At 44.9% G+C, this 21,949-nt stretch carries 17 protein-coding genes and 3 tRNA genes; 8 read left to right on the top strand and 12 right to left on the bottom strand.

What is annotated here, in order from left to right:
• Nucleotides 1-64: 64 nt before the first annotated feature.
• The 6 genes from FNC98_RS07660 to FNC98_RS07635 form a co-directional block, all read right to left on the bottom strand.
• Nucleotides 65-673, bottom strand: coding sequence for a hypothetical protein (locus FNC98_RS07660; protein ID WP_143580683.1), 609 nt, complete (start codon nt 671-673; stop codon nt 65-67).
• A 97-nt stretch (nt 674-770) separates the two neighbouring features.
• Entirely contained in the window at nt 771-1,736 is a 966-nt protein-coding gene (locus FNC98_RS07655) for a bile acid:sodium symporter family protein (protein WP_143580682.1), read from the bottom strand.
• A 112-nt stretch (nt 1,737-1,848) separates the two neighbouring features.
• Nucleotides 1,849-2,436, bottom strand: coding sequence for a class I SAM-dependent DNA methyltransferase (locus FNC98_RS07650; protein ID WP_143580681.1), 588 nt, complete (start codon nt 2,434-2,436; stop codon nt 1,849-1,851).
• A gap of 24 nt (nt 2,437-2,460) precedes the next feature.
• A complete protein-coding gene (locus tag FNC98_RS07645) occupies nt 2,461-3,171 on the bottom strand; it encodes a DNA alkylation repair protein (RefSeq protein ID WP_143580680.1) in 711 nt (236 codons plus the stop codon).
• Between the two features lie 60 nt (nt 3,172-3,231).
• Nucleotides 3,232-4,410, bottom strand: a complete 1,179-nt coding sequence (locus FNC98_RS07640) for a cystathionine beta-lyase (protein ID WP_143580679.1) — start codon at nt 4,408-4,410, stop codon at nt 3,232-3,234.
• Nucleotides 4,411-5,347: 937 nt separating this feature from the next.
• Nucleotides 5,348-7,819, bottom strand: a complete 2,472-nt coding sequence (locus tag FNC98_RS07635) for a DNA polymerase II (RefSeq protein WP_260680572.1) — start codon at nt 7,817-7,819, stop codon at nt 5,348-5,350.
• A 77-nt stretch (nt 7,820-7,896) separates the two neighbouring features.
• On the opposite strand from FNC98_RS07635, the gene dinG reads away from it, so the two are divergent.
• Complete coding sequence (dinG, locus tag FNC98_RS07630) at nt 7,897-9,996, top strand: ATP-dependent DNA helicase DinG (protein ID WP_143580678.1); 2,100 nt, start codon at nt 7,897-7,899, stop codon at nt 9,994-9,996.
• A 1,001-nt stretch (nt 9,997-10,997) separates the two neighbouring features.
• Nucleotides 10,998-12,044, top strand: a complete 1,047-nt coding sequence (locus FNC98_RS07625) for a serine hydrolase domain-containing protein (protein WP_143580677.1) — start codon at nt 10,998-11,000, stop codon at nt 12,042-12,044.
• Between the two features lie 16 nt (nt 12,045-12,060).
• On the opposite strand, the gene FNC98_RS07620 is transcribed toward FNC98_RS07625, so the two are convergent.
• The 3 genes from FNC98_RS07620 to queE all read right to left on the bottom strand — a co-directional run bounded on the left by FNC98_RS07620 (nt 12,061) and on the right by queE (nt 14,498).
• On the bottom strand, nt 12,061-12,441 hold the full coding sequence (locus tag FNC98_RS07620; protein ID WP_260680571.1) for a DUF5329 domain-containing protein: 381 nt from the start codon (nt 12,439-12,441) through the stop codon (nt 12,061-12,063).
• 111 nt (nt 12,442-12,552) lie between these two features.
• Nucleotides 12,553-13,653 (bottom strand): alkene reductase, encoded by a 1,101-nt coding sequence (locus tag FNC98_RS07615; protein ID WP_143580676.1) that lies wholly within the window; start codon nt 13,651-13,653, stop codon nt 12,553-12,555.
• 170 nt (nt 13,654-13,823) lie between these two features.
• Nucleotides 13,824-14,498, bottom strand: a complete 675-nt coding sequence (gene queE, locus FNC98_RS07610; protein ID WP_260680570.1) for a 7-carboxy-7-deazaguanine synthase QueE — start codon at nt 14,496-14,498, stop codon at nt 13,824-13,826.
• An 87-nt stretch (nt 14,499-14,585) separates the two neighbouring features.
• Between queE and queC the strand changes: the two genes are divergently transcribed.
• Nucleotides 14,586-15,242, top strand: a complete 657-nt coding sequence (gene queC / locus FNC98_RS07605) for a 7-cyano-7-deazaguanine synthase QueC (RefSeq protein ID WP_144035497.1) — start codon at nt 14,586-14,588, stop codon at nt 15,240-15,242.
• Between the two features lie 76 nt (nt 15,243-15,318).
• Here queC and FNC98_RS07600 read toward each other — a convergent pair whose 3' ends face one another.
• Complete coding sequence (locus FNC98_RS07600) at nt 15,319-15,927, bottom strand: hypothetical protein (protein WP_143580675.1); 609 nt, start codon at nt 15,925-15,927, stop codon at nt 15,319-15,321.
• A gap of 281 nt (nt 15,928-16,208) precedes the next feature.
• Between FNC98_RS07600 and FNC98_RS07595 the strand changes: the two genes are divergently transcribed.
• Nucleotides 16,209-16,415, top strand: coding sequence for a hypothetical protein (locus FNC98_RS07595; protein ID WP_143580674.1), 207 nt, complete (start codon nt 16,209-16,211; stop codon nt 16,413-16,415).
• A gap of 24 nt (nt 16,416-16,439) precedes the next feature.
• Here the strand turns inward: FNC98_RS07595 and uvrB are convergent, their stop codons facing one another.
• Both uvrB and FNC98_RS07585 read right to left on the bottom strand, forming a co-directional pair.
• The gene (uvrB, locus tag FNC98_RS07590) at nt 16,440-18,437 is read right to left on the bottom strand and encodes an excinuclease ABC subunit UvrB (protein ID WP_143580673.1); all 1,998 of its coding nucleotides are present in this window, start codon (nt 18,435-18,437) and stop codon (nt 16,440-16,442) included.
• A gap of 7 nt (nt 18,438-18,444) precedes the next feature.
• A complete protein-coding gene (locus FNC98_RS07585; protein WP_143580672.1) occupies nt 18,445-19,821 on the bottom strand; it encodes an MATE family efflux transporter in 1,377 nt (458 codons plus the stop codon).
• A 279-nt stretch (nt 19,822-20,100) separates the two neighbouring features.
• Here FNC98_RS07585 and FNC98_RS07580 point away from each other — a divergent pair.
• The 4 genes from FNC98_RS07580 (at nt 20,101) to FNC98_RS07565 (ending at nt 21,902) form a co-directional block, all read left to right on the top strand.
• Nucleotides 20,101-20,177, top strand: a tRNA-Asn gene (locus FNC98_RS07580).
• 50 nt (nt 20,178-20,227) lie between these two features.
• A tRNA-Asn gene (locus FNC98_RS07575) sits at nt 20,228-20,304 on the top strand.
• 38 nt (nt 20,305-20,342) lie between these two features.
• Nucleotides 20,343-20,419: transfer RNA gene (locus FNC98_RS07570), tRNA-Asn, on the top strand.
• A gap of 427 nt (nt 20,420-20,846) precedes the next feature.
• Nucleotides 20,847-21,902: an energy transducer TonB gene (locus FNC98_RS07565; protein ID WP_143580671.1), complete on the top strand. Its 1,056-nt coding sequence runs from the start codon at nt 20,847-20,849 to the stop codon at nt 21,900-21,902.
• The last annotated feature ends 47 nt before the right edge of the window (nt 21,903-21,949 follow it).

The following is a 21,949-nucleotide window of genomic DNA, read 5'->3' as shown; positions in this document are numbered from 1 at the left end:
AATGTACACTTACTTAAGAAACATCAAACCATTCTTTGAGCAAAAGTGACTCAGCCTCCATGGATTAATAAACACAGTTTACGGTTTTCATTTCACTTACGTCGATAGTGACTGGGTTAGTTAACACCAGTTCAGGTATTGGATGCGGCCAGGTTTCGAATCCTGAGCCACGGGGCAAAATCGGACAGCTACTGGTTTCATGGGGCGTACCGGTAAAATCAATCATATCCATATTAAACTTCAGCGCGACGTTTTCAAACGGATTGGATACAGACAACATCATATGCACGCTGTCATCCATTTGCTGAAAATCTATTGCGATAGTTTTGGCTGGATTACTGTTCTCTTTTACCTCTTTCAAGTTAACGAGTTTGCCGTCGACAAGTTCTGCTTCGACCAAAAACGACTCACCAGGTAAAATAGAAATGGTATCGTTGAATACCCTAGGCCAATATAGCGCTAGCTGTTGTTCAAAAGTACCATCCTCGGTTTTGAATTTAATGACGATATTTTCCCGGCAAGAAAATTCATGACAGACATCCTCTAAAGTCACTTCAGACACTGGCTCAGGTTCGTTTTCTAATGCACCTATCGTGGTTTGAGTGGTTACCTGGCAGCCCAATAAAAACAAAGCAAAAGCAAAAGCAAAAGCAAAAAGATATATATGCTTCATGTTACTAATTCTATGAGTAGACCTTCGATACAAATTCTTCAAAACATTCATTTCCGAATACTTACATTACCACCCCAATATATTTTTGGAGTCAACTCTAATTTTGCTGGATTGTCTCGGTTTCGATATCAACCGGGCGATGCTTATCAGCAGATTTGCGCCAGAATGACGCGAGAATGGAACCATTGATGTTCATCATCGGGCCAAATACCGCTGGTGCTATTCCCATAGTCGCAACCCGTCCCATTTCAACGGCAATACCAGAGGCTAAGCCAGAATTTTGCATGCCCACTTCAAAGGCAATCGCTCGAGCAGACGCTTCGTCCATGCGAATTAACTTGGCGACCAGGTAGCCAAGAGCCAAGCCGAGTATGTTTTGCAAGGCGACAATGCCGATTAAGGCAAAACCTAGAGTGATCAGGTTATCACGACCAGCGGCAGTGATAATGGCAATGATCACGATAATGCCGACCATAGAAACCATTGGCATGGCTTTATCGATTATCGGGAATTTACCGTGAAGAAAATGATTAAATAGCAAGCCTGCAACAACCGGTAGAATAACAATCTTAGTGATGCTCCAGAACATGGCTACCGCGTCAATTGGAATGTGTTCGCCCGCTAACCAGGACATCAGAAGTGGTGTCGCAAACGGTGCTAGCAGCGTTGAGAACGCCGTTAGAGACAATGAAAGCGCTAAATTTGCACCTGAGATATATGCCATTACGTTAGATGCGAGACCACCTGGCGCACAACCCACTAAAATAATACCCGCAGCAATTTCCGGCGGCATACCTGAAAGAGTTGCCAGCGACATGCCAATAAACGGCATGATGGAATACTGACAAATTAACCCAACGCCAATGCTTTTTGGCATTTTTGCAACTCGAACAAAATCCGCAACACCAACTGAGGTACCCATGCCAAACATGATGATCATCAACAGGGGTACTATGAGACCCGTCAGTTTGTAGTCTCCTACCTGCTGAAACGCTCCGGGAAACGCCAGGGCAATAGCAACAATGATGAAAATGGATAAAGTAAATGCGGTATTTTTTAACATCTTATTGTCCAGTAATGGTCATTTTAAGGGGGTCAGAGTGATGCCTGAATAAGAGATAATATATTGTTTTTCTGAGGCTTTGTCTTTTGGTAATTGACTCTGTCCCCATCAATTATTGCGTTTTTTTGGCAATGCCCATCAGGACTGTCATGGTGCCTTTAGCCGTTGTTAGCGAAAAACCTTCACCAACCCGCTCCACCTCAAGACCGGCCTGCACATAGCCGCGCTCCATATCTTGGGCTGAAAACCCAAAATCATCCTTTGGGTTTATGCGTTGCCAATCCCATTGAATAAAAGTACCACCTTCCTTTAGCAGGGCTTTGAACGCCGATAACGTTTGCAGGTAATCAGGCACGAATGCGCAGACAGAAGAAGCGACAATCAAGTCGAATTTTCGCTGTAGCAAGGGCTGGCTATCAATGGATTCTTGTGCAAGGTCACAAACCAGAGCATTAACCCTAGGTATTTTTTTGGCTTCTAAGACCTGGATCATTTTTTTGGAAGAATCGAGCGCTACAACAGTTGCAGCCTTACCTGACAATTTTTCGGTTAATGATCCCGTACCACAGCCAAAATCTAAAACCGCTAAATCTGCAATATCCATATACTTGCAGAGTGAATCAAACGCCAAATTGGCATAGTGAATTACATCAGGGTTGGTGTCCCATTCTGCCGCGTAATCGTCCCAGGAATCACTCATAGAAAACCTTTAATTTGTGAGAGCTCAAATCAACCCCTGCAAGTACATCTTACGAACCTCAGGTTCGTGCTTTTCTATCGCGTAGCGCAGCATGGTTCTTGGCATTTGCTGGTAATGAGCTTTTAAGTAAGTATCCAGTACTTGTCTGTCCTGTCGAAAGATCTCTCTAAGCATCCACCCACAGGCTTTGTGCATCAAATCTTCCTTATCATTGATGAGCATAGTTGCAAGCTTTAAGGTGGGTTCGAATTGATTGTGTTTGATAAATCGGTAGGTGGTGATCATCGCAACCCGGCGAGTCCATAAATCCTTTGATTCGGCAAATTCATAAAGCATAGATTTGTCGCGTTCTAACAGGTAGTTACCAAGGATATGATGGGCGGAGCTGTCAACCAGATCCCAGTTATTGACCCAGGCAAGATGGTTTAGATAGTAATCCACCAAACGCTTTTGATCGTTTTCGGTTTTGGCTAATTGATATTTCTTAACCAAAATAAACAAGGCGAGCAAACGGAGCTCATGATATTGGCTTTGCTGCAATTTACCTAACTCGTCCAGCTCTATTCCTTTGTACTGAGGAACAAGTTTTCTCAAATTTGGAACGCGAATGCCAACAAAGATATCCCCTTCCCCATACTCGCCTTCGCCAGTTTTAAAAAACCGCTGCGAGTGTTGGGCGATGTCTGGATCGCCCATGGCAAGTACGCCCGATTCAATCTGTTTCGCTGTCAGCATAATTTAACTCGCAAGAGGTCTTTCTGCATTCTGCCGTCTGCAGTCTGCAGTCTGAAATTACTATAGACGCTCATTCAGGCGACTAAAGCCCTTTTCCAAATCGCTAATCAAATCTTCAACGTCTTCCAGGCCAATATGCAAACGGATCAGTGGTTTATCAAATGGCCAAGGTGTGGCGCTGCGCATTTTACCAATGTTGGAATTGGCCAAAATCAGACTCTCATAGCCGCCCCAGGAAAATCCCATTTTAAAATGTTCCATGCCATCAAGCATCGCATTTAACGCCTCTGGATTAGAATCCTTTAACACAAATGAGAACAAACCATTGCTGCCAAGAAAGTCGCGTTTGAAATACTCATGGCCTGGATGGTTTTCAAATGCCGGATGCAAAATGCAGTCGACTTCATCACGTTCAGAAAGCCATTTTGCAACTTCAAGTGCATTGCTTTGATGCTGCTTTAACCGAACCCCTAGGGTTCTGATGCCACGCATCGCCAGATAGATATCGTCAGGTGACGCACATTGCCCTAGCAAGTATGAGTTCTCTCTTAGTGTCGGCCAGCATTTTTCATTGGCCGTTGCGGTACCAAGCATTGCATCACTGTGACCAACAATATATTTTGTCGCTGCCTGAACAGAAACATCAACGCCATGTTCAAAGGGTTGAAACAGCACTGGCGACGCCCAGGTGTTATCGAGAATCACGGTAATATCCTGAGATTGGGAATGGGCGACATCGCAAATACCCGGTACGTCCTGCACTTCCATGGTCAATGAACCCGGCGATTCTAAAAATATTACTGTGGTGTTTGGCTTGATTAACTGTTGGATATCTCGGCCGATCATAGGATCGTAGAAGGTGACTTCAACGCCTAAATTAGCCAGCGTTTTCTCACAAAAATCGCGAGTCGGCTCATAAGCGGTATCAACCATAAGCAGGTGTTCGCCGGTTTTTACGAAAGATAAAATGGCGCTGGTAATTGCCGCAGTGCCACAGGGGTATACATAACAACCTTCCCCGCCTTCGAGTTCGGTCATGGCATCGGCAAAAGCAAAGGTCGTCGGTGTGCCACGACGACCGTAGAACATGGCTTGCTCGCCACGTTTAGCCGTCGCTTTCTTCATATCCAATACGCTGTCAAAAACGATGGTTGAAGCACGAAAAACCGGAGGATTAATGATCCCCTGAGTCCATTTTTTCTGACGCCCGGCGTTGACGATTGCGGTATTTTTCTTCATTGCGACACTGTATCCGTTAATTACTACTGACTGTAAGATAGTTAAAGAGTCTCTCGCTTTTAGCTATCTAGCCATCTAAACATAGTTTTAGAATACGGCAACTCCACAGAAATTACACGAAGTTTTTCAGAAAAACTCAGAACGCGATTAGAAAATCGCTCGCAGACTGATCAGACTAGAGACAACAGATGGCTGATTAAAGCACTTTGGCTTCGATATCCTGTCATAACAGGATATGACAGCAATCTTGGTTGCTTTTCCAAAATTCCGAATTCATTAGCCCGTCTTTCCGGACTTGATCCGGAATCTAAGAACAAAGAACGAGATACCGGCCGACGCCGGTATGACGTATTAAGGTGAAAGATACCGGCCGACGCCGGTGTGACGTATTAAGGTGAAAGATAGAGCCCGACGCCGGTGTGACGCATTGAAGTAACACAAAGGCATCCTGACTAGCTTAATCCCAAGCCGTCAATACTGACTTAACCAAACCCGTCATTCCGGACTTGATCCGGAATCTAAGAACAAAGAACAAGATACCGGCCGACGCCGGTATGACGTATTAAGGTGAAAGATACCGGCCGACGCCGGTGTGACGCATTGAAGTAACACAAAGGCATCCTGACTAGCTTAATCCCAGCCGTCATTACTGACTTAACCAAACCCCGTCATTCCGGACTTGATCCGGAATCTAAGAACAAAGAACAAGATACCGGCCGACGCCGGTATGACGTATTAAGGTGAAAGATAGAGCCCGACGCCGGTGTGACGCATTAAGGTGAAAGATAGAGCCCGTCGTCGGTATGACGTATTAAGGTGAAAGATACCGGCCGACGCCGGTATGACGATGTGGGCAATGTTGCTCATGCCGAGACTAAAGCCGCTTCCACCTTCCACCTTCCACCTTAATTTCGAAGAGAAATAGAGAAATCAAGCTTTAGAACAACTGCATCTGCTGATCACAGATGGAGTTAAAATCTTTATCGATAAACGGCAAAATGCCGTCAGCAATAGCCGCTAGCTGACGGTCGATATATAACTGATAATCGATAGGTGCTTGCTGATGCTCAAGCGTTTGCGGACCCGCAACCGTCATCACATATTCAATCCAGCCTTTATTTTGATATCGCAGCGGTTGGTTGTTTGCTTGATGAATATCATCGGCATGACGAGCCGCTTTCACATGGGGCGGGACATTTTTCTGGTAATCATCGAGTTTGCGACGCAGGCGTTTGCGATAAGTGAGCATATGATCAAACTTACCGTCCATGGTGTCATTCACCATCTCCCGGATATATGCTTCTACCGGCTCATTATGAAATACCTTCAGATATAAATTTTGCTGAAAACATTTGGCAAGTTCGGTCCAGTCGGTACGCACACTCTCAAGGCCCTTAAACACCAGCTGCTCTTGCTCATCTCGGCCAACAAGTCCAGCGTAGCGTTTCTTAGTTCCGATATCCGTGCCTCGCACCGTTGGCATTAAAAACGTATGAAAATGGGTTTCAAATTCTATCTCTAAGGCACTTTCAATCTGATAATCATCGATGAGCTTTTGTTGCCAGCGTGCATTAATCAAATCCATCAACTCTTCGCCGATTTTCTGGGCCTTGGTATCATCATGCTCTTCCCCAATGCTAACAAAAATCGAATCCGTATCTCCGTAAATCACCCGGTATCCCAAATCATCTATCCATTGTTGCGTGGTTTTTAACAAATCGTGAGAACGTTTGGTGATTGAGCCCGATAACCTGGGATCGAAAAAGCGACAGCCATTGGAGCCAAGCACCCCGTAAAACGAGTTCATGATAATTTTAATCGCCTGAGATAAGGGCGCATTTTTCAGAGCTTTGGCTTTATCACGTTCAGCCCACAAAGACTCGATAATCTCCGGCAAGAAGTGCTGCTCACGACTAAAACTGGCGCCATCATAACCCGGAATAACTTTCTCAGGCTCTGTCTCCGCCTGTTCCATGCCAATTACCATGCCCATGGGATCAATTTTGAAGGTGCGGATAATGCTTGGATACAGACTCTTAAAATCGAGCACCAAAACGTTCTTGTACAAGCCAGGAATTGAGTCCATCACATAGCCGCCGGGCGATACCAGATCCCGTTCACCATCGCCAAGATTCGGGGCAATAAAGCCCGCACGGTGTAACTTCGGCAAATACAAATTGGTAAAAGCGGCAACACTTCCACCAATTCGATCTAGTTCCAGGCCGGTTAAGGTAGAGCGCAGAATCGCGAATTCGAGCAACTGGGTTTTAATGAAAATATCCCAGACCAGCTTACAGTCCATCAGGTTATATTTGGCTAATGCTTGCTTATCGTGTCGAAATTTACGGGTGATTTCTTCACCACGGCTATCCACATCGTCAATCTCTTTGCCCACGCCAAGCAAGGTTTGAGAGACATTTTCTAAAGAAAAGCTGGGGAAGTTATAGGTCGCCGTTTTCAGTAAATCGATGCCATCTAAGGTGACGCGACCCGGGATCATCACAAAATGTTGTTCCGGTGACATACGATTTTGTCGCCATTGCAATACCGAACCGTCTCGGCCAATGGCAAATGGAATATTGTGTAAATCGCAGCGCTTTTGTAAAAGCCGCATATCAAAACCAACCACATTCCAGCCGATAATGGTATCCGGATCCCAGTTGTTAATAAGATTAATTGTTGCATGCAGCAGTGCTTTTTCATCATCAACCCAGACAATATAATCTTCTGCATCGGGCTCTGGCTGACCAATCATGATCACAACCTGACGGTTGTCCTGATAAAAGCCGATGGAATACAGCTCACCAGCAAACGAGCACTCCACATCCAAAGATAACATGGAAAGTTTTGGCGTATATTTTCCCGCTTTCGCACGGCCGCTTTGAATATGCTGGTAGGTGGCATTAGCGCTTTGAGGGTTCGAAATAGGCGGCAGATTTGCACTATTCGCGCCGGTGTAGATCAATGAGCCATAGATAAATCGCTCCATCAAAAAGCGATCGTCTGGGCGCACATCATCCTCGTAAACCTTGATGCCCTGCTCTTTTAGGCGATCGCGGGCAACGTAGAATTGACTCAAGCGCTGAAAGTAAAAGCCAGTCACCTTATTGCTATTGTAAGCAGTAAGTTCTAGTTCGCGGTTGTTGTGATTGATATTGTGTTGTTTAAGGGTTTGCGCTGCACTGTTAGCATATTTTGTTTCCACAAAAAACACCGGTTGTTCACCGTCAATTTCCAGCTTTACCGGCCCGGAATCGGTCTGCAACCAGAATATCAATTGAATACCGTTAACGGTTTCCTGAATTTGCCTGGTTAATACAAAGCCAGGCATGGGCTCAGAATTTTGCCGATTTTCGGGATTTAAACCTGGATCCGTCGCTTTTACGTTAACCGAATCGCTACCACTCATAGACACACGAAGAAATGACCTGTTATTATATACAGCATATTCGAAGCGCGAGTTAATGGGAACCCATAAGAGCAATTATGTTAGGTGAAAAAACCAAGGAAGTAATCCGTCAGGCCTACAAACAGATAGGTGAAAACCTCGAAAATTTTACGCCGCGCAAGCAACAAACATTTTTGATTGCTGAAATTGCCAAAACCTTAGGTGGCGAATACGACAAGCTGCGCAAGCATATCGCCATTGAAGCCGGCACGGGTACCGGAAAATCTCTCGCCTACTGCTTAGGGGCCATCCCCCTGGCCATGGCAAAGAACAAAAAAGTCATCATCTCTACCGCCACCGTTGCTCTGCAAGAGCAGTTAGTGGACAAAGACTTACCCTTCCTGCAAAAAACGTCCGGGTTAGATTTTGATTACTGCCTGGTAAAAGGCCGCCAGCGCTATGTCTGCGCACAAAAACTTGCTGCTATGACCCAGGAAAACGACGGTTCAGATGACGGCTCTGATGATGGACAAGTGGCGCTGTTTCAGGAAAAGCCGAAAGCGTCAGATATTCGCTTGTTAAAAACCATGGCGGAAAAACTGGCCAGTGGTAAATGGCAGGGAGATTTAGATTCTTGGCCAAAATCCGTTCCCCATCATATCTGGCAGACCATTCAATGCGATCGCCATTCATGCTTAAAACACCTGCCTGAACATACTAACTGTCCGTTTCACAAAGCCCGTGAAGCCATGGAACTAGCCGATGTATTGGTAGTTAACCATGCCCTATTGCTTTCAGATTTAGAACTGGGTGGCGGTAAAATTTTAACCGAGCCAGAAGACACCATATACATTCTTGATGAGGCCCATCACCTGCCACAAATCACTCGCGATCATTCCTCGGCAATGGCTACGGTAAAAGGCGCGATGGATTGGTTAAGCAAGGTGAGCATGCTTAGCGACAAGATTTCCAAACTAAGTAAAAATCAACGCGCCATCTCTCCGTCGTTGAAACTGACGGATTATTGCCAGGAAATCATTGCCGATTTACAAAAGGTATTTAGCTTTATTGAAGCTAACCGCGCAGTGTATTTTGCTGACGAAGAACAGTATCGTTTTGAAAATGGCTTAGTTCCTAAGAACCTAAAAAATCTGGCTGAAGATATAGCTGGGATAAGTAAAAAGGCGCTGGCAGAAATCACTAAGCTCTATAACCTGCTGATGGAAGAGGTTAAAGACGGTGCCATACAGATGTATCAGGCTGAAGGCCTGTTATCGGAAAGCGGGTTTATTATGCAGCGTCTGGAAAACTTAGAAAAAATCTGGGCGATGTATGCGAAAACCGATCCGGAAAAAGGTGCGCCGCTAGCACGCTGGATTGAACAAAGTGAAGGCAAGCGTGACGATGTTGTGGTTTGCGCTTCGCCAATTGAAGTCGGCTTTATGCTTGAAGATAACCTCTGGAGCAAATGCGAAGGTGCAGTGCTGTGCTCCGCCACTATCTGCGCGCTAAATTCCTTCGACCATTTCCGCCGTCAGGTGGGTCTTGGGAAAAATGATGGAACTCAATATCAACGCATCGGTTCACCATTTGATTACCAGAACAATGCGGTACTGCACATTCCGGCAATGAAAACCGAACCTACCAATAGCGATGCTTTCACCGACGAATTGATTAAGGTGATCCCGGGCATATTAAAAGATGAGGAAACCAACTTAGTGTTGTTTTCTTCCTACTGGCAAATGCAAAAAGTGGCGGAAGCACTGCGGGAAAAATCCAAGATTGAAATCCTCATGCAAGGTGAAGATTCGCGCCAACACATTATCGAAACCCACAAGAAACTCTGTGATCAAGGTAAAACCAGCGTAGTGTTTGGTAGCCAAAGCTTTTCTGAAGGTCTGGATTTACCGGGCAAATATCTGACCAATTTGATAATCACTAAGCTGCCCTTCTCGGTTCCAACGTCACCTGTCGATCAGGCGCAATCGGAGTACGTAAAGCTTAAAGGTGGTAATCCATTCATGCTCCTGACCGTGCCAGAAGCCTCGAAGAAACTCATTCAATCCTGCGGCCGCTTACTGCGCAATGAGAAAGATACCGGTGATATCTATATTCTCGACAGGCGTCTTGTGAGCAAGCGTTATGGCAAGGAACTACTCGATTCATTGCCGCCGTTTAAACGGGATGTTGCTTACTAATTGCTATCAGTACCCTGTCATCCAGGGTCGCCCTCTCCCGTCATAAACAAGTAGCCCTCTCCCGTCATACCGGGGTCGCCCGGTATCTTCTTGCTAGGCCTTAGATTCCGGATCGAAGTCCGGAATGACGTTGAATCTGGAATGGGAATGACGCTGAGAGTATCGAAACCTCAAGCCATGATAAACGGGGTCCCTAACCCGTCATAAACAAGTAGCCCTAACCCGTCATAAACAAGTAGCCCTAACCCGTCATAAACAAGTAGCCCTAACCCGTCATACCGGGGTCGTCCGGTATCTTCTTGCTGGGCCTTAGATTCCGGATCGAAGTCCGGAATGACGTTGAATCTGGAATGGGAATGACGCTGAGAGGATCGAAACCTCAAGCCAGGATAAACGGGGTCCCTAACCCGTCATAAACAAGTAGCCCTCTCCCGTCATACCGGGGTCGCCCGGTATCTTCTTGCTGGGCTTTAGATTCCGGATCGAAGTCCGGAATGACGTTGAATCTGGAATGGGAATGACGCTGAGAGTATCGAAACCTCAAGCCAGGATAAACGGGGTCCCTAACCCGTCATAAACAAGTAGCCCTCTCCCGTCATAAACAAGTAGCCCTCTCCCGTCATAAACAAGTAGCCCTCTCCCGTCATACCGGGGTCGCCCGGTATCTTCTTGCTGGGCCTTAGATTCCGGATCGAAGTCCGGAATGACGTTGAATCTGGAATGGGAATGACGCTGAGAGTATCGAAACCTCAAGCCAGGATAAACGGGGTCCCTAACCCGTCATAAACAAGTAGCCCTCTCCCGTCATACCGGGGTCGCCCGGTATCTTCTTGCCGGGCTTTAGATTCCGGATCGAAGTCCGGAATGACGTTGCATCTGGAATGACGCAAAGTGCGAAAAACTTAACTTCTTTTAAATAAACGAGTTACCTGCGGGTGTGATAATTTGCAGGCAGTGTTAAGCTAATAAAATAATGTAATGGCTGAACAAAGGATTAGGGAATGAGAAAAGGACTCGGCAAGCATCTACTTAGAGCTGCGCTATTCATTGGCACAGCCATATCCTTATTCTTTGTCCCTTGGTTATTAGTAAAAGCCTGGATTCTGCCGCTGCCAGATACTGTTGAAGAACAACTCAAACAAGGAGTCAGCCATGGGTTTGAAGGTATCATTGTGTATATCGATCAGGCCGGTAAAACGCCTCAGCAGTTTGCAGCGGGATGGCACAATCGAGACTCCAAGACATCTGCAAAAACCGATGCTCTGTTTAAAATTGCCAGCATAAATAAGCTCTATGATGCACTAGCTTTAACCAAACTAGTGGCCGATGGGCGACTCTCTCTCGATAAAACAATCGCAGACTATCTACCTGAGTTAATTGGAAGAATCGAGCATGCCGATCAAATTACTTTGAGGCTAATGGTTCAGCATCGCAGTGGCATTCCCAATTTCACCGATGCCCCGAATTTTTGGGCGGAGCCAACATCTACCTATGAAGAGAGTCTTGCCTTGATCCTCGATAAACCCGCCAATTTTAAACCCGGTGAAGACTACGAGTATAGCAATACCAATTACCTGTTACTCAACAAAATAATGAATAACGAGTTGGGTTACGATAGTTTTAAGTTCATTGAAAAAGAAATCTTACAGCCACTGTCTCTAAACAGCACGTTCAATTCGTCCAAGCAAGTTGATATGAGCCAGGTTATGAGTGGATATCACGTTGGATACCCTCATGATTTGAAGGAAGGTGAGCACGGTATGTTGGCCACAGCCGAAGACGTTGGAGTATTTTTAAGAGCTCTGAACGATGGGACGATATTCGAAGGAGAAGAACGGGAGATATATTCTTCTATTTACGAATATGAACACGGTGGGTGGATTCCTGGCTATCAAAGTTTCGCTACTTATCACCAAGATATTAATACCGTAATGATTGTTTTCTATAACACAACCGATCCCAAGCTTTACTATTGGAACCTATCGGAAATCATCAATAGCCGAATTATTAAAATTCTTAAAAAGCAGAATAATCCCGAACCACATTAACGGGCAGCCCCCTGCTCTATTGGACTTGGCTTGATTGCTGTTCGCGATAACGGTCCAGCTCTTCTAATAACCAATCGCCAGATGGAACAGCTTCCTGATCCGGGCAATGGATCATGTATTTCTTTTTAGAAATCAGGCTTTGGGTGGCACTTTTCTCGATAAAGTCTTCAGTCGTTTCAATATCGTCAACAAAGTAGTCGTATTTCTTTTGAATATGTTCGACCGCTTCTTCGCCTTGGTGAAAATCACCATTGCGTTCGTATTTGCAGCCACTATCGCCAACGTACTTGAGCAGGTGCTTGATTTCTTTTTCGGTTTGCGGGTCGATTTCTGATGCTATCGCCAATGGGCTGATCGCCAAAATACCGGATAACAAAATCATTACGCTGCGCTTCATAAAACTCTCCCGAAGGTTTGAAAATGTGCCTGTTATTTGATTATATGCAATCTATCTAGGACTGCACTCAGCCACATAAAGTTTAAAGTTAATAGCACAATTTTTGCGACATTATTTAGGTTGATACTCTGGATAGTCCGTTAAGCCTTTTTCACCACCACCGAACAGGGTATCCGGATCATGTTGCGCAAGCGGGTAGCCATGTTTAATCCGCTCCGGCAAATCAGGATTAGCAACAAATGGCCGGCCAAAGCCAATCATATCGGCTATCTCGTTTTTAATGGCTTCACTGCCCTTTTCGGCATCGTAGCGCCCTGCGTAGATAATCACCCCAGTAAAGGCTTTGCGAAGCGCTAGCTTAAAGCTCTCTGGAGTATCTGGCGCATCATCCCAATCCACTTCCGCGATATGCATATAGGCGATTTTATGTCGGTTGAGTAATTCGGCAGCTGCAACATAGGCTTCCTCTGGATTAGCGTCAACTGTGCCGTTAAGTGAGGTTAAAGGCGCAAGACGCACACCGACTTTATCGGCACCAACTGCGTCAACCAAGGTTTCAACAACTCGGTCCAAAAACCTTAATCGGTTCTCGAGCGTGCCACCGTACTCATCGACACGTTGATTAGACTCAGAATCAATAAACTGATTTAACAGGTAACCATTGGCGGCATGTAACTCGACGCCATCAAACCCGGCCTGTATAGCGTTTAGTGCCGCCTGATGAAACTCCTGAATGACCAATTCGATATCTTCAACAGACATAGAACGGGGCTGAACAACATCGACAAATCCTGGGGTTTGCTCGCCGTTATCCACATACACTTTAACATTTTCTGCTTTCAGGGTTGAAGAAGAAATCGGTTGTTCTCCACCTAGATTATTGGGATGGGATACCCTGCCTACATGCCACAATTGAGCGAATATGATGCCGTCTTTTTCATGCACCGCTTCCGTTACCAGTTTCCAGCCCTCTACCTGGGCGTCGCTAAAAATCCCTGGGGTAAAAGCGTAACCTTTGCCCATCGGTGAAATTTGCGTCCCTTCACTAACAATCAAACCTGCGGACGCTCGCTGTTGATAGTAAGTAGCCATCATTTGGTTGGGGATATCGCCGGGTTGGGAAGACCTTGAACGTGTCATGGGTGGCATGACAATGCGGTTTTTAAGTTGGTAAGGTCCAAGTTTAATCGGTTGGAATAATGCGTTACTCAAAACAAACACCTCGTTGAAGGGTCTATACCAATTTCATTAAATTCTTACTTAGTGGACTTGATATTATGAGCTTAGCTCAAAATCATTGGGGCGGTAAATTTACTGGGGTCAGAGTCAAACAGCGACTGCCGACCCCAGTAAATTCAACAACTCTGGCCCCTTGATGAAGACTATTCGATGCCGATGTATTTGTGGACCTGAATGGAAAGGCGCCAGTTATTAGCGATACAGGTATCGATGGCAAGTTGGGTTGCCCGTTCTTTTTGGCTGATAGGTTGCAGGTAAACCGGGGTATCAGTAATGCCATGCTCTGCAAGCAAGGCTTTTAAATCATCTACATGTTGTTCTGTTGCTACCGGATGCTTAATTTCATTGGCTCTGTGCATCGCCGAACCAAGCACCTTGTAACCACCGCGCATATTTACCTTAGGAGATACCGTTACCCAACATTTAGGGCTGACGAGTACTTCAAAGGTTCCTGAGGTTTCCACTTGCGTCGAATAACCACTCTCTTCCAGGACTCGGCACAATGGTTCGAGGTCAACCATACAAGGTTCACCGCCTGTTAGTACGATATGTTTGGCCTGCCAGCCGTTATCAGCAATGGTCTGCAATAAATCGGCGATACTAAATTCCGCCCACTCATCGGTTTCCGCCGACTTTGCCAGCATAACCGGAGCGCTGACTTCCCGTTCGGGATCAATATCCCAGGTATGTTTGGTATCGCACCATGAGCAACCAACAGGACACCCTTGTAAACGAATAAAAATGGAAGGTTGTCCGGTAAATGACCCTTCACCCTGAATGGTCTCGAACATTTCGTTAATTTTGTATTGGCTCATCATAAATCTTCTTTAGCGATACAAGATTATCAAGTAAAATTACGGATATTTCGTATTATACATTACGCAAGTTAATAAATGGCTGAAAATATGACAGAAAAAGTCGTGGTAATTTACTCCGGTGGCATGGATTCATTCACCGTGCTCAATCGTGCAGTTCGAGACAACAAAGAGGTCTATGCCCTATCCTTCGATTACGGACAGCGCCATGTAAAAGAGTTGGAATATGCCGCCAATGTTTGTAAAGAGCTGGGTATTGAACATAAAGTGATTGATATCACCAGCATCAACCAATTATTGGCCGGTTCATCGTTAACCGACGAAATTGATATCCCGGAAGGCCATTATGCTGAAGAGAGTATGAAATCTACGGTGGTGCCAAACCGTAATATGATTTTATTATCGCTTGCGGTTGGCTATGCGGTATCAAAAGGTGCTGGTCAGGTTTATTACGGTGCCCATTCTGGTGATCACGCCATTTACCCGGATTGTCGCCCAGAATTCGTGATGAAAATGAACGATGTCTGTAAAATCGCTAACTACGAACCGGTGGAAATTTACTCCCCTTACCTGACAGTTTCTAAAATCGATATTCTTACTGATGGTTTGGAGATGGGGCTAGATTATTCGAAAACCTGGACCTGTTATAACGGTCGTGAAAAAGCCTGCGGTAAATGTGGTGCTTGTCAGGAACGTTTAGAGGCGTTTGCAAAGAATAATGCGACGGATCCTCTAGAGTACGAATAAGAAAGCTAAAAGTGGAAGGTGGAAACATTAAGCCCGCCTTCTACCCTCTTAGATTTTATGTTTCTGACAATTTAGATTAGCGTTTCGCGTCCAATGCCTGTTGAATTTGATCCAACTCTTCCGGGCTCAATTCCGCCTTTTTCAATAAGTGAACAATGGCTTTTGCCGCCCCGCCTTCACCATTGGCGCTGATAAATACCGGGCCACCTTCACTGTCGGCGTGAACCACTTTTTTAATGATTTTTACATCATGGTCTTCACCATGGGTTTCACTAATGGTATCAACAACAATCACTTTATTGGCACCATCTCCTTCTGATACCCATTCAAATGCTTCTTCGCCATGTTCACTTTCAATATGCAACACATGACCATCGCCGTTCCCCACCATGGCAACCTTGCCCAATGCTTTCATCACAACTTCACGGGTTTCTTGCGGAAGATCGGCAAGCTCCTGCTCGAGAACCGCTTTATCTTTTAACGCTTCATCACTAAGTTTCAATGTCGTTGTATTGCCGTTTTCGCTGACGGTAACATTAGCATCGCTGCCTTTTTCTTTAATGATTTCAATTTCTTGTTCGATTTCTTTTGTTTCGGTTGCTTGCAGAGCTGGCGACATTGCTAATGCAATCAAACCGGCGCAAACTGAAGCAGATAGTAGTTGTTGTTTTTTTTCTTTCATCATCGATTCCTCTTTTTATCGTTTTAGGATAACCAGTTCGACTCTACTTTCCAACCAGTTAAAAAACATTTGTTCGAATTAGCAACATAAGGTTGACGCTCTAATGCCGCATTTAGAATATTATTATTTTCAGCACACGTATAAAAATCTGAGGCAAATAAACGACTTATTCAGAGCTGTTTAAACATCGTTATACGATTGCTTAAAAACAGGTAGTAAAAAAGCACGTGGCTGCGTTTTTTCACCTAGAATTAAGGGAGGATGGGGTTTATAGCGAGGTAGTTATGGGTTCAGTTTGGCGCCATCACGCAAAGCATTTGGCAAATTTACTTGGTGAAAACGATGAACTTAAGGCACACCTGTACCTTGAGCAATTGATGCTATTTCCGGTCGATATTCAAGACAAAATTATCGAAGACATTGCCAAACTGCCACGCTGTAACAGCGATGAGATCGCTGAAATCATCAATTATTACACTTCCAGAGTTTAAAAGCCGGTTTAATTCAGCGCTGGATTAACTGCGCAGCTGCATATCACGCAGTTTAGCAATTTCATCACGAACTGCCGCTGCTTTCTCAAATTCCAGATTACGAGCATGCTCAAACATTTCATTTTCAAGCTCAGCAACCTTAGCATCAATCTCAGACGTCGATAATATTGGCGTTTGTTTTTTCGGCTCCGCAACTTTCTTGTTATCGCCCTCGACGCCAGAATCTACACCCATGACGTCAATTATACGTTTCACCAGACCTTTCGGCGTAATGTTGTTTTCTTCGTTGTAAGCCTGTTGCTTAGCACGACGACGCTCAGTCTCATCAATAGCACGCTTCATTGAACCAGTAATTCTGTCAGCATACAAAATGGCGCGACCATTAAGGTTACGAGCAGCACGACCTATGGTCTGGATTAATGAACGGTCAGAACGCAGGAAGCCCTCTTTATCGGCATCAAGAATTGCCACTAAAGACACCTCAGGCATGTCCAAACCTTCTCGGAGTAAGTTGATACCGATAAGCACATCGAATTTACCCAAACGTAAATCACGAATGATTTCCATACGTTCAACCGTATCCACATCAGAGTGCAGGTAACGGGTTTTAACGCCATGCTCTGAAAGGTATTCGGTTAAATCTTCCGCCATACGTTTGGTTAAGGTTGTGGCTAATACCCGCTCGTTAACCTCAACGCGTTTGCGAATTTCTGACAGTAAATCGTCCACCTGGGTATCGACCGGACGCACTTCGATGGTAGGGTCCAATAGACCGGTTGGTCGAACGACTTGCTCAGCAACGTCACCGCCAGATTGCTCTAGTTCATATTGAGAAGGCGTTGCCGAAACATAAATGGTTTGCGGCGCCAGTGCCGTGAATTCTTCAAACTTCATCGGTCGGTTATCAAGCGCCGATGGCAAGCGGAACCCGTATTCCACCAGGTTTTGTTTTCGTGATCGGTCACCCTTATACATGGCGCCCAATTGCGGCACCGTAACGTGGGATTCGTCGATGATTAATAAGCCGTCATTGGGCAGATAATCAAATAACGTCGGCGGTGCTTCACCAGGTTCACGACCAGACAAATATCGGGAGTAATTTTCGATACCAGAACAGTATCCAATTTCCGTCATCATCTCGATATCAAACTGAGTACGCTGCACAATGCGCTGCTCTTCGATCAGACGATTATTAGCTTTAAGTTGCTCAGCCCTCTCCTTCAGTTCCACTTTGATCTTTTCAACGGCATCAAGAATACGATCCCTTGGCGTTGCATAGTGGGTTTTAGGATAGATAGTCACACGAGGCAAAATACGCTCAACCTGACCCGTTAACGGATCAAACTGACTGATGCGCTCTACCTCTTCATCGAACAACTCAACTCGCAAGGCAATTCGGTCGGATTCCGCTGGAAAGATATCAATAACGTCACCACGAACCCGGTATGTAGCACGTTGAAAGGCGACATCGTTGCGGGTGTATTGCAATTCTGCTAAGCGGCGCAGGATATCCCGTTGATTGATGATATCGCCCTGACGCAGGTGCAGCATCATCTTTAAATAAGAGTCGGGATCACCCAATCCATAGATAGCAGACACTGAGGCAATGATAATAACATCGCGACGCTCCATCAGGGCTTTGGTCGCTGATAATCGCATCTGCTCAATATGATCGTTTATCGATGCATCTTTTTCGATAAAGGTATCTGTGGTCGGAACATAAGCTTCCGGCTGATAGTAGTCGTAGTAAGAAACAAAGTACTCCACCGCATTTTCCGGGAAGAATTCCTTCATTTCCCCATAAAGCTGAGCCGCCAGAGTTTTGTTTGGCGCCAGGATCATGGTTGGACGATTTTGTTTTTCAATCACATTAGCAACGGTAAAGGTTTTACCGGAGCCGGTTACACCGAGTAAAGTCTGATGCGCCAAGCCGGCATCCAGTCCGTCCAGCAACTGGGCAATCGCGGTTGGTTGATCACCACTTGGGGTGTAGTTAGAAATAATCTTTAAATCTTTACTCATAACTGGCTCAGGAAGGCTTGCTCTCGGTCAGACACTCAGGCTCTGCAAATTGTCGGGTGAATAAATGATATGACAGGGCTGCCATCAATAAATTTCCAAGTAACGCACCAACAAAGAAGCCATTTAAGTCAAATAACTTACTGCCAAGATAAGCAAGAGGCACATAAAATACAAATAAACGAATAATGCTGAGTGCTAACGCCGCCATTGGCTTATGTAAGGCGTTAAAAGATGAATTGGTAAGGATAATAATGCCCTGCAACCCGTAACCTAGTGGCAAAATGTAGATAAACAATTTGATGATATCCGCCACTTCCTGATCATTGGTAAATGCCATGGCAATAAATGGTGCTACCAACACCATGACTAAATAAATGCCGACCTGCCACACCATTACAAATTTTGAAGTTACCCCGTAAGCTTCCTCAACTCTGGCCATTTTACCAGCTCCCAGGTTTTGGCTGATAAAAGGTGGTAGCGTCATCGACAATGCTAAAACGACTAAACAGGCAATGGATTCGATACGTGAACCCACGCCAAAGGCAGCAACTGCAGTTTCCCCGTAGGATGCAACAATGGCAGTCATCACTGCTGCGGCAATCGGGGTTAGCATATTGGCAAATGCTGCAGGCATTCCAATATGAAGAATTTCTCGAGTGCATTTTTTCATAACATCTAAATGCGGTAATTTCAGATGAATCATTTGTCTGCGCACACCAAGAATATAAAGGATAATTATCATCCCGAATGCCCATGAAACCAATGTTGCGATGGCTGCACCCTTAATCCCCATAGCTGGAACCGGGCCCCAGCCGAAAATGAATAAAGGATCAAGTACCGCGTTAATCAGGCCTGCACCACCCATCACATAACTTGGTGTAACCGTATCGCCCGAGGCTCTTAAAATGGCGTTACCTGTCATCGGGCCGATAAGGCCTATGCTACCTAAAAACCAAAGGTCCATGTAATCGTTAATTAATGGCATCAACGATGGTTTGGCGCCGAGTAGGCTAAACAGAGGTTTGGAAAAGGCATAACCCAACAGCGAAATCAATGCGACGATAATCGCTGTCATCAGCATCGCAACCGTAGCACTATCTCTAGCGGACTCTACATCGCCTTTACCCAAGGTTTTTGCAATGACCGCTGAGGTACCGATACCCAAACCAATGGCGAGGCTAATAACCGTAAACGTTACCGGAAAGGTAAAACTGATGGCCGCTAGCGGCTGAGTGCCGAGTAAACTAACGAAAAAGGTATCGACCAGGTTAAATGTCATCAACAGGATCATCCCTAAGATCATAGGAATGGTCATATTCTTGAGCGTACTGCTTACCGGCTCGTTGAGCAGATCCTGCTTTTTCTTGGTTTTCGCTGATGTCATTAAGTGCCGGTTTTTATGAAGAAATGAAAGGTGCGTATTGTAAAAGATAGACCGCTTTGTTGCTAGCAACATTTCCGATTGTATGAAAGTTACACCGTAAACCTCTCTGGTAGTCCTGTATACGGGTAAAAAGTTGACCTTGTTGATTATTTCCAACTCGATTTGTTCGCAAAATCGGCAATCGAATCAACATTTAAATTTATATTCATTTTTATTGTTGACAGGTAAGTTTCAGATAGATAATATTCCGCCCCGTTAGCGAGACGCGAACATTTTTATTCCCCTGTAGCTCAGTTGGTTAGAGCGGTGGACTGTTAATCCATGTGTCGTCTGTTCAAATCAGACCAGGGGAGCCAAATTTCAATATCAATGGCTCTTATTAAGCGGTTGATTAAAAAAGTATTATTCCCCTGTAGCTCAGTTGGTTAGAGCGGTGGACTGTTAATCCATGTGTCGTCTGTTCAAATCAGACCAGGGGAGCCACTTTCGCAAGTAGGTTTCTACTGCACACAATTTGTAATTCCCCTGTAGCTCAGTTGGTTAGAGCGGTGGACTGTTAATCCATGTGTCGTCTGTTCAAATCAGACCAGGGGAGCCACTTTAGAAAAGCCCGCATTATTGCGGGCTTTTTGCTTTCCAGTTCATTTTAATCCTCTACCCTATTAACTTTACCCATACCTTGGTGTACTCTGACACAGCAGTTAGAACAATATATCCAAGGAAAACAACATGATTAGGAAGATCTTTGGTTCAGCAATAATACCAATCCCACTAAGTTTGTGCACAACTCAGAGTTAGGGCCGAGGTTCATTTGCAACATAGATTTTATTGATATAGTCATTCTATATTAATGAAATATAGGGCCGTAAATGGGCCTCTCACTAACTCCCTACGGGTGAGTTTTAAAGGCGTTTATCCTGCGTTACTGATTTTGACAATGGAACGACCATTCTCTGCAATCAAAGCCTTGTCTAAAAGCCTTTAAATTCTCACTGAGTGAGCAATAATTTAATGGGATTGATATAATGCTGGCATTCTCCCCCCTGGCGATAGCCAACGCAACGGATAATGCGGAAAAATTAGCAACACCAATTAGCAGCTTTACTTCAGTCGTTCCAATTGAACGAGTCCAACCTAATTACCCAAAGTCAGCCGCCAGAAATGGTAAAGAAGGTTGGGTAGAATTTAGCTTAACCGTAGAACCCGATGGCAGCGTATCGAATTTGATCCCCGTTGCCCATTCCGGCAACCGAGCTTTTATAACAGCGTCTGAAAAGGCGTTATCACAGTGGAAGTATCAACCCGCCACGGAAAACGGTGAGCCTATCCAAAGCTGCATGCATAATGTTCGCTTAGACTTCAGAATGGGCTCCAACGGTGTTCGTTCCAGTTTTAAACGATTTTACAACAAAGCGTCTAAGGTTTTAGTCTCAGGTGATATCGAGGCTATCAAAGAAATTGGTGAAAAGATCGATAACTATGAAACCAAGCTTTATGATGAAGAGAGCTATATAAAGTTATTGCAACTCAATTACGCCGCGGCAATAAAAGATCAAGACTTGTACGAACAGCGTCTTGAAGATACGAAATTGTATGCGCTTAAAAACAGTATGCCAAAATCATGGACCGTTATTGGTGAAAGAAAAATGGATCTGTTTATCAAGCAACACAAACTGGCAGATGCACTTAATGTGCTTCAGCAAATCAAACATGACGATAATTCACATTTGAGTTCAGATGCTGTCAGTCAACTAACAGACAAAATTATTGGCTACCGAGATTCCGACATGCATTTAATTGTTCCGGGTGAGGTAAACGAATATAAGCTTTGGCAACATACGCTGACACGTGACAAGTTCTCAGTGGCAGAAATCAATGGTAATTTAGAAAGCATCGATATCCGCTGCGACAACAAACGCAATGTTTACACCGTAAATGAAACCACTATGTGGAAAATACCAAGCAGTTGGAAAAACTGTCAGGTCTATATTTCTGGTGACAAGAATACGACATTTGACCTGGTTGAATATCCGCTCGTTGATGAAAACAAGCATAACGATAGCGAAGAAACCTCAGAGTAAGATAATTTCCGGGTTACCTTTAACCGGGTAACCTTTCTCCAGGCAAC

This window comes from Thalassotalea sp. PS06 (assembly GCF_007197775.1).
Lineage (GTDB): Bacteria > Pseudomonadota > Gammaproteobacteria > Enterobacterales > Alteromonadaceae > Thalassotalea_A.
The sequence above is the reverse complement of the archived record's forward strand: the minus strand, read 5'-3'. Positions and strand labels throughout refer to the sequence as shown.